Origin of the sequence: Zavarzinella formosa DSM 19928, assembly GCF_000255705.1 — a bacterium.
Taxonomy (GTDB): domain Bacteria; phylum Planctomycetota; class Planctomycetia; order Gemmatales; family Gemmataceae; genus Zavarzinella; species Zavarzinella formosa.
Map to the genome: position 1 here is coordinate 881,335 of NZ_JH636440.1, position 12,278 is coordinate 893,612.

At 60.7% G+C, this 12,278-nt stretch carries 9 protein-coding genes; 5 read left to right on the top strand and 4 right to left on the bottom strand.

What is annotated here, in order from left to right; all coding sequences use genetic code 11:
- Positions 1–206: 206 nt before the first annotated feature.
- Positions 207–1,739: an RtcB family protein gene (locus BGIM_RS0114845; protein ID WP_157369002.1), complete on the top strand. Its 1,533-nt coding sequence runs from the start codon at positions 207–209 to the stop codon at positions 1,737–1,739.
- 58 nt (positions 1,740–1,797) lie between these two features.
- On the opposite strand, the gene BGIM_RS0114850 is transcribed toward BGIM_RS0114845, so the two are convergent.
- From BGIM_RS0114850 to topA, 4 genes are all read right to left on the bottom strand, one after another.
- Positions 1,798–1,998 (bottom strand): DUF2267 domain-containing protein, encoded by a 201-nt coding sequence (locus tag BGIM_RS0114850; protein WP_020470551.1) that lies wholly within the window; start codon positions 1,996–1,998, stop codon positions 1,798–1,800.
- 176 nt (positions 1,999–2,174) lie between these two features.
- Positions 2,175–3,281: a hypothetical protein gene (locus BGIM_RS0114855; RefSeq protein ID WP_020470552.1), complete on the bottom strand. Its 1,107-nt coding sequence runs from the start codon at positions 3,279–3,281 to the stop codon at positions 2,175–2,177.
- Between the two features lie 151 nt (positions 3,282–3,432).
- Positions 3,433–3,870: a hypothetical protein gene (locus tag BGIM_RS0114860; protein ID WP_020470553.1), complete on the bottom strand. Its 438-nt coding sequence runs from the start codon at positions 3,868–3,870 to the stop codon at positions 3,433–3,435.
- A 33-nt stretch (positions 3,871–3,903) separates the two neighbouring features.
- Positions 3,904–6,846, bottom strand: coding sequence for a type I DNA topoisomerase (gene topA, locus BGIM_RS57495; protein WP_020470554.1), 2,943 nt, complete (start codon positions 6,844–6,846; stop codon positions 3,904–3,906).
- A 598-nt stretch (positions 6,847–7,444) separates the two neighbouring features.
- Between topA and BGIM_RS0114870 the strand changes: the two genes are divergently transcribed.
- From BGIM_RS0114870 to BGIM_RS0114885, 4 genes are all read left to right on the top strand, one after another.
- A complete protein-coding gene (locus tag BGIM_RS0114870; protein WP_157369004.1) occupies positions 7,445–10,117 on the top strand; it encodes a hypothetical protein in 2,673 nt (890 codons plus the stop codon).
- Between the two features lie 608 nt (positions 10,118–10,725).
- On the top strand, positions 10,726–11,604 hold the full coding sequence (locus BGIM_RS0114880) for a DUF1559 domain-containing protein (RefSeq protein ID WP_020470558.1): 879 nt from the start codon (positions 10,726–10,728) through the stop codon (positions 11,602–11,604).
- A gap of 60 nt (positions 11,605–11,664) precedes the next feature.
- On the top strand, positions 11,665–11,997 hold the full coding sequence (locus tag BGIM_RS62900) for a hypothetical protein (RefSeq protein WP_157369006.1): 333 nt from the start codon (positions 11,665–11,667) through the stop codon (positions 11,995–11,997).
- 5 nt (positions 11,998–12,002) lie between these two features.
- Positions 12,003–12,278 (top strand): transposase family protein (locus tag BGIM_RS0114885; protein WP_029630062.1); only part of this gene is annotated, 276 nt, incomplete at its 3' end.

Consider the following 12,278-nt stretch of genomic DNA (forward strand, 5'->3'; position numbering starts at 1 on the left):
ATTGCGCCGATTATTCCGATTGGGATGATTTGAAAACCATGTGATGATTTGTCCGAAATGGGGAAGACGGGAGCAGATCCGCAATGTTGTGAATCCAGAGCAAACTCAAGTGGCAATAAGCGCGTTTGTCAATCGCTTGGGCAAGGATCGCGCGAACCTTGCCGCCGTTTGAAACGTCACCCCATGACAAAATCCCGGAGCCAACTTTGCAGACCGACTCGCGACTGACCCGACTTGACGAAACCCGTGTGCGGATCAACAACCCGCACGGCATTGAGACCACGTTGTTTGCCAGCGAACAGGTGCCGGTGGAATCAGTCGCCGTGACGGAATTGATTGAATTGCTTGATCTGCAAACCACGGCCCGGCAATTCGCCGAGGCGGCCCCTGACAGCTTCGACCGTCCGCCCGAGATCAGCCGGGTGGCGGTGACCCCGGACTTTCACAAAGCCCGTGGCATCCCCGTCGGAACGGTGCTGGCCACTCGCGGATTCATGGTCCCGCAGGCCATCGGCAGTGACATCAACTGCGGCATGCGGCTGCACACCACGACTCTCAAGCCGGAGGAAGTGGCCTCGCGCGTCGATGACCTTGACACCGCGTTCCGTCGCATATTCTTCGAGGGGGGCCGGGACATCCCCATGACCCGTGGCCAGCGGCACGCGATGTTCACCGCCGGCTTGGAGGGAATGCTCGATGCGACGGCCGACTTGAACGAGGGGTTATGGCCCCTTGTGCGGGAACTGGGGGTCGCGGACCAACTGGACCGCGTGGAACGGCGGGGCAGCCTCCCCGCGGGCCGTGTCTTCGGGCTGTCTGACTTCATGGGAGAAGAAGGGCGGCTTAGCCGCGACGGGCAGATTGGCAGCATCGGCGGGGGAAATCACTTCGTTGAAATTCAGCGGGTGGAAAAGGTCTTCGACGGGGCCGTGGCGCATGCCTGGGGGCTGAAGCCCGGAGTAGTCACCGTCATGGTGCATACCGGCTCGGTGGGTATCGGGCACCTGTGCGGCAGCCACTACCGGGACGTGGTGCGCAAGATCCACCCGGACAAACTCAAGCACCCGGCGAACGGCGTTTTTGTTTTGCCCGAGGGTGACCGCCACCGATCTCATGCCGAGTCATTTTGGGACGCGCTGCACAATGCCGCGAACTTTGCCTACGCCAACCGCATGTTTTTGGCGGTGATGGCGGTGGCCGGGATGCGGCGGGTGTTCGGCGACCACGTCGGCTGCGATCTCGTCTACGATGCCCCGCACAATTTTATGTGGCGGGACGAAGTGGATGGCGAAGAGGTGATTCTCCATCGCAAGGGGGCGACCCCGGCACGCGGGTTTGAAGCGATGGCCGGAACGCCGTTCGCCTATTACGGCGAGCCGGTGTTGGTGCCCGGTTCGATGGGGGCCAGCAGCTTTGTGATGGTCGGTCAGGGCAACGCCGAGTCGATGGCCAGCGCCAGCCACGGCGCCGGCCGTCTTTTGAGCCGGGGCGAGTCCATGCGCGGCTTCGACGACGAGTTTCGCAAATTCATGGAGGAATTCCGGGTCGTGACCCCGACTGATTTGCGAAGGCCCGATGTTCGTCAACGCCCGGACATCTTGGAAAAGAAACTGGAAGAAATCAAACAGGAAGCCCCGTTTGCCTACAAGGGCATCGGCCCGGTGGTGAACACGCTGGCCGACGCGGGCATTGCGAGGCCGGTCGCCGAACTCACCCCGCTGATGACCATCAAGGGATAAGCGGCGACTCCCCGCCATTAAACAGATCGGCCCGCATGTCGAAGGAGTGGCCGCCAACTCACTTTCCAAACAAGCCGCCAATTTTGCTTTTGAGATCGTCAAGAGTACCGTTTCCTCCGCTCAGGAATTGGTCAATCTGCCCGCCGACGGCCGGAGGAAGTTTTCCTTTGACGTAGCCCAGCACTGTTTCGACAGCGGCCTTGGCTTGCTCCGGCGGGATGCCGGTTTTCTGGGCCACCATCGTGATGAGTTCTTCCATTGCTGTCTCCCGGAGATGAAATTGAGAAAGGGAACTCGCCCAATTTATAGCCCGACTCATCAACACCAACATTGAAAACCCAAAAACGCCACTTCAAAACGTCGATGGAGGCGACTTTGAACCTGATGTCGCGTCAGGGCGATCACGGCAATCCGGGCGGCCAATCAACGATACGATCACTCCTCAATCTCCTCAATCTCCACTCGGGGTTCCGCGCCGGACAGTCGCAGGCGCCGGTCGGACCATAGGATGAGGGCTCCTCCCAAAAACGAGAAGAACAAGCCCGTCAGGGCGCCCGCCACCGAAACGATCAGGTCCGTTTTCCGTTCAGATTCGGTCACCAAGACGAGGTTGCGTTCTTCGGAGAGATTGGCCGTGTGGTATTCAAAAAAATTCCGTTCCGTCGATTTCGGATAGGTCAACGTCAAGTCTGTTCGCAGCCGAAGTGTCTTTCCGGCGAGGGCGGGGTCGTCGGGCAGGGTGATGGCCACATGGGTGTCCGGCGTTTTGTGGCCCTCGTCTTTTTTCAAATAAATCTCGTCCGTCTTCGTCAGAGTCGGCGTCTCCACGGGCAGTTCCGGGGGAATCCCCAACTCATCGGCATTGAGGGCAACCGCCCGGCCGGTTCCGCCCCATTCGCCCTTGATGGCCTGCAGATCGTTGGCCAGATAGACCCGGACTTTCAGGCCGGGCGACACCACCGCGTATTCGCATTCCTCATTCAGCGGAGTTTGCAAGACCATCCGGCGAACCGGGGGTGCGAGCAGGGCCAGAAGCGCCACGGCCGCAAACGCATAACCCCATCGCCGCGACGGGGCCGGATCGGCCAAAGCCGGCTCGCCGTCCGGCCCGCGCCACCCGGCCGACGATGGCACCCGCCGGCCGACCCGACAGAACCACCACAGTTGCGCTGTCACGATCACCGGGCCGATCATGATGAGCAGCCAATAAGCCCACGGCTGTCTGACCCCATAGGCCGCCCCCGAGGCAAACGCCACAACGAACGGGGGGAAGATGGCCGCCCACTGATCCCACCAATGCCGGGTCTGGCCGATGGCTCGCGGGAGCCTCGCCCCGCACCGGGGACAGGGGGAAACGGGCGGAACGCCCGCCGGGCCAGCGAGGGCGTATTTGGCCACGTAGTCGTCCGTCATGTCAACGCCGGGCTGAAGGCGAATGTTCCGCTCGAACTCGATTCCCCGCCTCGCGCCGCACCCCGGACACCCGTAAACGACCCGGCCGCGAACATAGACATGGGTTTGGTGGCGCCATTGATCGGGCATTGAATGGTCTCAATTCTGGTGTGGCTTCCGGCGTTTGCGAGATCGAATGTGATTATGATCATCGACCGGAAATGGTTCAAGAGGGGTGTTTGCCCTTGTCCGTCTTGGTCTTTGGCAAGCCTTCTTCGACGGGTTGATCTCTCCGGCCGCCTCACGCGAAATCAGTCAGATAGCGGGACCGGATCACCAGTTCGACGACGGACTCATCCGGGCATATCTCGCAGTAGCTATCCGACATCGGGCTGGAATCAACGCTTGCCCGCCAGCCGGCCATCATTTCCAGCAAACTGGTATAGCATTCGTTGGCCAGATGCGGCGGGTAGACTTTCAGCAGGCGGGGACCGTCCGATCGGATGAGATACCAGAACGCCAGCCCGTCCCCGGCCCGCCCGTAATGGATATAGGCGCGTTTGCGGCCAGTGTACCGAACCACCGCCATTGTCTCGTCGATCCGCCCCGGCAAGCCAATAAACTCCCGTTCGGCATCCTCATCGTTGTAAGCCACGGGTGCGGCTTCCTTGGGCGGGGGCGCCTCCGGCGTGGCCTCTTTCTTCGTGGCTCGTTTTCCCGTCCCCTTCGACTTGGCCATGTGATCTCCCTCGCCGAATGCTTACGAGTCTCATCACCCGCCGGCCGGGGGCGGGCTCGCCGCCTTAATCTTCTCCATCAATTCCGGCGAGATCGGTTTCGTTCCCTTGCACTTCGTCTCGGCCCAAGCCGAGCAGCCGAGGAAGTAGCGGCCTCTTGCTTCGCAGAGCTTCAAGGGGGAGCCGCATTCGGGGCATTCTTCCTTGATTTCCACCGCCGGAAGTTGCTTCTTCGCGGGCGGCGGCGGGAGGATGTCCTTGAATTTTTCCTTCAATTCCTTCGTCAGCGGCTTCGCGTTGCGACACTTCGGATAGCCGACGCACGAAAGGAACGGACCGCGCCAGCCTTTCTTGATGACCATCGCGGAGCCGCACTTGTCGCACACCACTCCCGTCTCAATCGGGGGTTGCGGGGCGAGGCCGGTTTTGTCGGCTTCCAAGGTCGTCTTGCAAGTGGAGTCGCTACAGGTGAAGTACGGGGCGCTCTTCCCCTTGCGCCACAGCAACGGCTTGCCGCACTTCGGGCAGGGGAATTCCGTCTTCTTGCAGGTGATAATCACCTCGTTGTTTTCGCCGAGATTGCAGATCGTGTTGCAGCCCGTGCCGTCGGCTTTGTAGCCGGTACAACTGAGGAACGCACCCCATCGGCTGGAGCGTTGCACCATCGGCAGGCCGCAGGTCGGGCAATTGACTTTGATGTCAACAGGCTCCGGCTCGCCTTCCTTGGGCTTGATGTAGCTGCATGGCTCTTCCTTCGCGTTCCAGCCGGAACAGCCAACGAAGCTTCCCTTCAGCTTGGCGCTGTACATCTCCACCAGCGGCCGGCCGCAACGGGGGCAGGGTTCGCCGGTTTCGCGGCCCTTGGCCTTGGGCAATGCCGTGTCCGCGTGGGAGAGGGCTTCCTTGAAGGGAACCCAAAACTCGTTCAGCACGGCATCGGACTTCATCTTGCCGTTGGCGATTTCGTCCAGTTCCTCCTCGAAGTGCGAGGTGAACTTCACATCCAGCACGCTCGGGAAGCCTTTCACCAGCAAATCGGTGACGGTCTTGCCCAACTCGGTCGCCTTGAATCGGCGATTGTCCGAATCGACGTATCCCTTTTTGGTGATCGTCGAGATGATCGTCGCATACGTGGACGGCCGGCCGATGCCTTCTTTTTCGAGCATCTTCACCAGCGAGGCTTCGTTGTACCGGCTCGGCGGCTGCGTGAAGTGCTGGCTCGCGGAGAGGCCAAGTTTCGTGAGCAGCATCTTTTCCGCGAGGATCGGCAACATCACGTCTTCTTGCTTGCCGGCGGCCCACACTTTGCGGTAACCGTCGAACTTTTCAATCGACCCCTTGGCCTTGAACAAGCCCTCCCCGGCCTGAATTTCCACGGAGGTGACGGCCACGATGGCGGGCTTCATCTGGCTGGCAACAAACCGGTTGTAAATCAGCGTGTACAAGCGAAGTTGGTCGGTGTCGAGATAGCTGGCCACCCGTTGCGGGGTGAACGTCAGATCCGTCGGCCGAACCGCTTCGTGGGCTTCTTGGGCGCTCTTGCCGGACTTGAAGAAGTTCGGCTTTTCCGGCAAATACTTCGTTCCGTGGACGTCATCAATGTGCGTCCGCACCATCTTCAAGGCGTCGTCCGACACACGGGTGCTGTCGGTACGCATGTAAGTGATGAGGGCGGTGATGCCGTCCGCGCCGAGGGTCACCCCTTCGTAAAGTTTCTGGGCCGTTTGCATCGTCCGCTGGGCCGACATCCGCAGGCGGATGCTGGCTTGTTGTTGCAGGCTGGACGTGGTGAACGGCGGCGGGGCGTGGTCGTTCCGGTCCTTCTGCTCGACCTTCGTGATCGTGTACGAAGCCTTGTCGAGATCGGCATACACGGCATCGGTCGCCGCTTCCGTGGCGGCGTTGAATTCCTTCCCCTGCCATTGGGCCAATTCGGCGACAAAACTTCCAGTCGGGATCTTCGGGGCGGCGGTTTTCTCCGCTTTTTCAGCGGCTTCCGGGGTTTCCCCCTCGGCTGGTTCGCTGGTGTCGGCACCTTCCGGGTCGTCCGCTTGTTGCTCGTCGGTCAGCTTTTTGGCATTCGCGGTGGGCGCCCCTTTTTTCTTGGCCAATACCTTGGTCGGGAACACAAATCCAGCGAGGGATTTTGGCCCGGTCGGCACGGCCAGCAGGGCGGTGATGCGCCAGTATTCCTCGGTCTTGAACGCCTCGATTTCGCGTTCGCGGTCCACCACCACACGCACAGCCACCGATTGCACCCGGCCGGCGCTCAGGCCGCGGGTGATCTTCTTGCTCAACAGGTTGCTGAGGGGATAACCGACGATCCGGTCCATCGCCCGGCGGGCTTCCTGGGCGTCCACCAAATGCTGGTCGATGGAGCGGGCGCCGCGAATGGCGTCTTGCACCGCTTTTTTCGTGATTTCGTTGAACGTGATCCGCCGGGTGCGTTCCGGTTCGAGTTGAAGTTCTTCCTCAATGTGCCAGGCGATGGACTCCCCTTCACGGTCGGGGTCAGTCGCCAGATAGATCATCTCGGCCTTGTCCGATTCGCGGCGAAGTTCGTCGATGATGTCCTGTGTGGACCGGCGGCCTTTGCCCCCTTTGTCCGTGCGTTCGATCACCTGATAACGCATCCGCCAGTCGTCGCCAATGGTGATGCCGACAACTTCTTCGCCGCGCAACTTGCCGCTGACGGGGAGATCGCGGACGTGGCCGTAGCTCGCCCGAACCCGATACCCGCCACCGAGATACTTCTCGATGGTCTTGGCCTTCGCGGGGGATTCCACAATGACGAGCGTCCCCGAACGCGGCCCGGTGTACGGCTCGCGCATTGGCTTGGCGGTGACCGCCGTGGTCTCGGCCGCCTTGGGCTTCCGCAGGGCGGCCGGCTTCTTCGGCGCGGCCGCCTTCTTCGGAGCCGCCGGCTTTTTGGCCGCAGGCTTTTTCGGAGAGGACGATTCTGGCTTCTTGCTCGGCATAACTGTTTCCGTGGAAGATCTTCACTCACCAACCGATTGTTACCACCTTATCGAACCCGGCAAGGTCGGTAGGGGGCGGAGAACGAACAACCGATCACAACTCGCAACTCGCAATCGCCAACATTAATAAGGAGGGCGCGGGGTCGGCAAACGATTCAAGGGGGTTTTGAACTTGCTCACGCGAGGCCAATGCTTTTCCACCAGAACTCGCCTTGTTTCTCAAGAGCCCCACTGCGTCAGCGGTGGGGGTTTCTTGTTGTGTTGGGCAACCCCCACCGCTGACGCAGTGGGGCTCTTGTTTGAGTGAACACCGGCGGTCATTTGCCGGATGTTACTTGAAAAAACCCCTGATAACCCCAGTTCTTCTTGTGACACCGCGCCACTCTGTCCGTTCCGGACACACCCGATAGAATCTGTCATTCGGGAGAACCGTCATCCCCTTCCAAATAGTACACCGCGTCGTCCGGCGTCAAGGGTCGGTAAACGGATTCCGGCGGCGATCATCGCCATAAACCGAGGAGCGGCAATGGCTTTCAACCCATTTGAATCATTCCGAAAACGTAGCAAGAGCATCTTCGCCGTTCTCGGAATCGTGGTCATGTTGACCTTTGTTCTCTCCGCCGGCACCGGCGGGGCCACCGACTTTTTCGGTCAGGTGGGTAATATGTTCGGCCGGGCGCAGCGGGGAACTGTCGTCGCCGAGGCATACGGCGACAACATTAGCACAACCGAATTGGACGAGCTTCGCCGCGAGCGTCTCGCCGCCAATAGTTTCATGTCGATGGCCGAAGAGGCCTCGTTCATGAACCTCGCCAAGGACTTGAAGAAAGACCTGCAAGGCAATCGGCTGACCAAGGACACCAAGGACGCGATCGACCGCTTCATCGGCCTCAAGGTCGATTCCATCAGGAGCGGCGAAGACTTTAACGCCTACATGACCTACACGCAACAGATGTTCGGCGGCCCGCCGGCTCAGTTGATCCAAAAGGCCCGCGCCTCGGCCAAACCGGATTCGGACGATGTCAAGGCGCTCGACAACGTGCAGGACATTCTCTTCCACGACCTGATCAACGCCCGGATGCCGTCCCCGTTCTTCCGCACGGTGATGGGCGACACGACCAAGGATTTGCTTGATTACGACCTGTTGTTGAAGAAGGCCGACAAACTCGGCATCGCCTATTCTCCGGCCGCCATCAAGGAGTTGGTCACCAAGGACACCGGCGGTCGGCTCACCTCGGCAGACAACGGGAAAATCGAACAGACGCTCCGCAAGAGCGGCCGATTCCCGAACTTCTCCGGCGACTGGCTGATGAAGGCCGTGACCAACGAATACCGCGCCCGCGCGGTGATGGTCACTCTTCAAGGGAATATGTCCTCCGGCGGCGGCCGGTTCGCCAAGGGAGAATCGGCCACGCTGAGCAGCGGCCCCGGTGCCGTCACGCCTTACGAATTTTACAAGTTCTATCAGGATCGCTGCCGGGAGTTGAATTACACCCTGTTTGAAATTCCCACCGCCTCGCTGGTGTCGCAGGTGAAGGAAGAACCGACCGCGAAAGACCGCAATCTCCTGTTCATGAAGTATCGCAACGAGGAAGCGGACCCGAACCGGGACACGCCCGGTTTCAAGGAATCCCGCAAGGTGAAGATTGAATTTGTGACGGTGGATGCCAAAGCCAAGCGCGTTGCCGACGCCGTCAAGCCGGTCACGGCCGCGAGCGTGTTCCTCAGCGGCATCGCCGGCCCGATGTCGGTCGGTGGCAACGGCATCGCCGCCCTGACGCAAGCCGCCCAACCGCACCTTGCGGAAACGCTGCCCGTGAAGAGAGACTTGGACGACCGTCGCGCGCTGGCGAACAACCGCATCGCCCCCGGCGAGCAATTCTTCTTCCGGCCTCGCGACACGAGCATCTTCCGCCCCGAGCCGATTGCCAGCCTGCTTGGCTCGCTTTCCGGCCACCCGGACTTCGCCAAATTCCACGCCGCCCAAACGCTGGCCGTGCGGAACATCGAAATCGAACACTTGAAGACGATGGCGCCCGTGGTGCTGCAATCGTGGCTGGCTCCGTTCAATCTGTCGGCCGCGAACGCTTTCGGCTGGCCGGCCCTGGCTTATGCTCACAACCCGAAGCCGATTCACGATGCCTTGTATTTGAAGGACATCGTCGCCCAACTCAAGAAAGACCAGATTCATTCGCTGTTCAAAAAGGACACCGATGAATTCCAGAACAAGATGCTGGAAGCCGCACGCGACATGTTCGGGCCCGCCCCGGACAAGGCGAAGTCGGAGGCCGCTCAGAAGGCCGCCAACAAGTTCGCCGCCGATTGGGCGGCCGCCCGCGGCCTGACCATCGGCGGGAACAAGGAAGCCGTCACCAAGACGACCATCCTGACCGACCCGGCGTTGAAGCCGCTGGTGGAAGCCGCCGAGAAGGACCTCGCCAAAGATCCCGCCGAACCGGCCAGTTCTTTGGTGAAGAAGTTCTTTGACATGTTCCCGCAGCAAGATCCGCGCATGCCACCGATGATGCAAACGATGAAATTCGACCCGGAGTTCTTCCCGAACGCCCGCGCGAGCGGCGAAGACCTCGACAAGCCGACCCTGATGGTGTGGCTGACCGACGAGTTGCCCCCGGTGGCCTACAACAGTTTCGACATCGCCAACAAGGAAACCAAAGGCGAGATGACCAAGCTGGTGGACGCCGCCTGGAAGCTGGACAAGGCAAAGGCCCTGGCCCAAAAGGAAGCGGACAAAGTGGCCGAACAGGTGAAGACCATCGCCAAGGCCATTGAGTCGAACAAGCCGGGTGTTGAAAAGCAATTCACCGAACTCCCGTACAAACAGTTCCCGGTGGAGGGCCTCGCCAAACTGAAGTTCCAGCACGGCGCCACGCAGGCCAGCATGAACTACGAAACGCCGAAACTGACCAAGGAGCAAGTCGCCAACCCGACGCCGGACTTCGTGGAAAAGCTCATCGACCAGCGGAACAAACCGCTCGGCACGACAATCGTCCTGCATGACGCGCCGCGGTCAAAATATTACGTGGCCGTCCTGATGTCGAAAAACGAACGCACGGTGGATCAGTTCCGGGATGTGTTCAACAAGAGCAACGCCACCGGGGCCTCGCAAAACCCGCTTTACAGTCAATACGCCCTGAGCGACGAACGCCAGAAGGAAGTGCGGGACGCCATTCTCCGTCTGCGGGCCGAGGCCAAGCTGACGGAGAACGAGGAGTTCATCAAGAACCAGAAGAGAGAAGCCGAGACGGAGTAAGCGAAACACCCGACGGGCCGGCGCCCGGCTTCGCGAGTGTTTTCATTGATGGTTTTGGCCGCCAAGGGGTTCGTCCCGCCGGTGGCCAAAACCATCATTTCGTTGATGGCCAACCCCGGCCGCCGTCGGCAAATAAGTCGGCGTCGTGAACCAACAATGCGAAGCCTTCGCCTGACTCGCGGTTTTGATGTTGCGATTTCTTGAGGCTTGGTTTCAAGTTTTGTTCTTGGTCTTGGCGAGCCGAGCTCCGTCAGGAGCCGGGTGGCTTCCGGTGGTCGAGCCGCCTCCCCTTTACTCAGCCGGACTTTAAACCCGTGGCTGAAGCCCCTTCCCTGCCGGAAGCCACCCGGCTCCTCACGGAGCTCGGCTCGTCAAGATCAAGACAAACCTTGAGAACCCAAACGACTCATCCGGCCGCTGATTTTTCTTGCTTCCCCCCGAACCGGCCATTACCGTGGGATGGTGGCAGGCTCGTTGTCACTGGCGGTGTCGCCCGTGAATCCACTCGTCAAAACAAATATTCCGCCAACGAAACCGGGGGCAACAGCGTTTGTCCTTGACGGGCGCGGTCGGCGGCGTCGATGAGGATCGCCGAAGGACAATGGGCCATGAACAGGCGTTTCGGGTTCTCTCTGCTCGAACAACTGGTGGTCATCGCCATCATCGCCATCCTGATCGGGATGTTGCTGCCGGCCGTGCAAAAGGTGCGCGAGGCCGCCCATCGGATGAAGTGCCAGAACAACCTCAAGCAAATCGGCCTGGCCCTGCACCATTACCACGACACCAACGACCGCTTTCCCCCCGCCATCGACGGCAGCCACTCCCCCGCCATCCATTCGTGGGCGATTTTTGTGCTGCCGTATCTGGAACAAGGGCCGCTCGCCGACCGGTATGTCTGGAGCAAGTCGTGGGATGATCCGGCCAACCAACCGGTGGTGTCGGTCAATGTTCCGGTGTTCATTTGCCCCTCGACGCCGTCAAGCCGGACCGGCGTTTCCGGGGTCCAGTTTTACGGGGCCAGCGACTACACCCCGATCACCGGTGTCGACACCAACCTGATCGCCACCGGCCTGCTGGCGCCGTGGCAGGGGAACCCCTCCGGCGTGCTGGCTGACGGCGTGGGGTATCGCATCGCGGACATCACCGACGGCACCTCCCAAACCCTTCTCATCACCGAAGACGCCGGCCGGCCCGAACTGTGGCGCAAGGGCGTGAAAATCGGAACCACCGACGAGGCCGGTTGGGCCAGCGTCAATAACCGGACGCCGATCAATCTGGATGGTTACAGCCCCGACGGTGTTGATGAATTCGGCCCCTGCGCGATCAATTGCAACAACGGCCACGAGGTCTACGCCTTCCACACCGGCGGGGCCAACGCCGTCTTCGCGGACGGCCGGGTGAAGTTCCTCCGCGAAACCATCTCCATCAACGTCATGGCGGCAATTGTCACCCTCGCCGGTGGTGAAACGCTGTCCGGCGAGCCGTAAACAGCGGCAATGCTTCGCAATTGCGGCAAGCTGATGCGCCAAACAAAGGGAAGTTTTCCAATGGTCACACGTCGTTGGGCGCTTGCGACGGGCATCGCATACGTCGTGACATCGATAACCGTCGGCGTGATGCTCCTGCCTGATAACCGGCAGCGGGCGGCGGCCGAGCCTGACGATCACTGCCCGCGATGTGGTGAGCGGGAGAAAATCGGATTAATCTTCTACGGACTATACAAAGTGAACCCGCCCCCTAGCCCGTTGGGTGGTTGCGTCATCACTGAAGACAGCCCCAAGTGGCATTGTTACAAATGCGGGCGGCGATGGGGCCGAATTTGGAACAGTCGACAGGGCCATTCCCAGTTTGAGGTTGTGGATTTGGGCTTGCTTGGGTAGAGGAGGTGATCTTCCAAATTACCCGGTCGGTGGCCATGAGTTCTTGCACGCTGTTGGAAGCCCTCTCGGAATTGCCCGATCCTCGCAGTCCTCGCGGACAGATTCATCCGCTGCCCGCGGTGATCGGACTGGTCGCCCTGGCCATGCTGATGGGCCGCACCAGCCTGATTGGCATCGCCCGTTTCGGCCGGCAGCACGGCGTGCCCCTGGCCCATGCCTTGGGTTTCAAACGTGGCAAGACCCCGGCCGTGTCCACCCTGTCCCGCACCCTCCGACGATTT

Bases quoted from the DNA above. Each gene is read 5' to 3' on its own strand.
- BGIM_RS0114880 (WP_020470558.1), top strand. From the start codon at position 10,726: ATGAACAGGCGTTTCGGGTTCTCTCTGCTCGAACAACTGGTGGTCATC.
- BGIM_RS0114850 (WP_020470551.1), bottom strand. From the start codon at position 1,998: ATGGAAGAACTCATCACGATGGTGGCCCAGAAAACCGGCATCCCGCCG.
- topA (WP_020470554.1), bottom strand. From the start codon at position 6,846: ATGCCGAGCAAGAAGCCAGAATCGTCCTCTCCGAAAAAGCCTGCGGCC.
- BGIM_RS0114860 (WP_020470553.1), bottom strand. From the start codon at position 3,870: ATGGCCAAGTCGAAGGGGACGGGAAAACGAGCCACGAAGAAAGAGGCC.
- BGIM_RS0114855 (WP_020470552.1), bottom strand. From the start codon at position 3,281: ATGCCCGATCAATGGCGCCACCAAACCCATGTCTATGTTCGCGGCCGG.
- BGIM_RS0114870 (WP_157369004.1), top strand. From the start codon at position 7,445: ATGTTGACCTTTGTTCTCTCCGCCGGCACCGGCGGGGCCACCGACTTT.
- BGIM_RS62900 (WP_157369006.1), top strand. From the start codon at position 11,665: ATGGTCACACGTCGTTGGGCGCTTGCGACGGGCATCGCATACGTCGTG.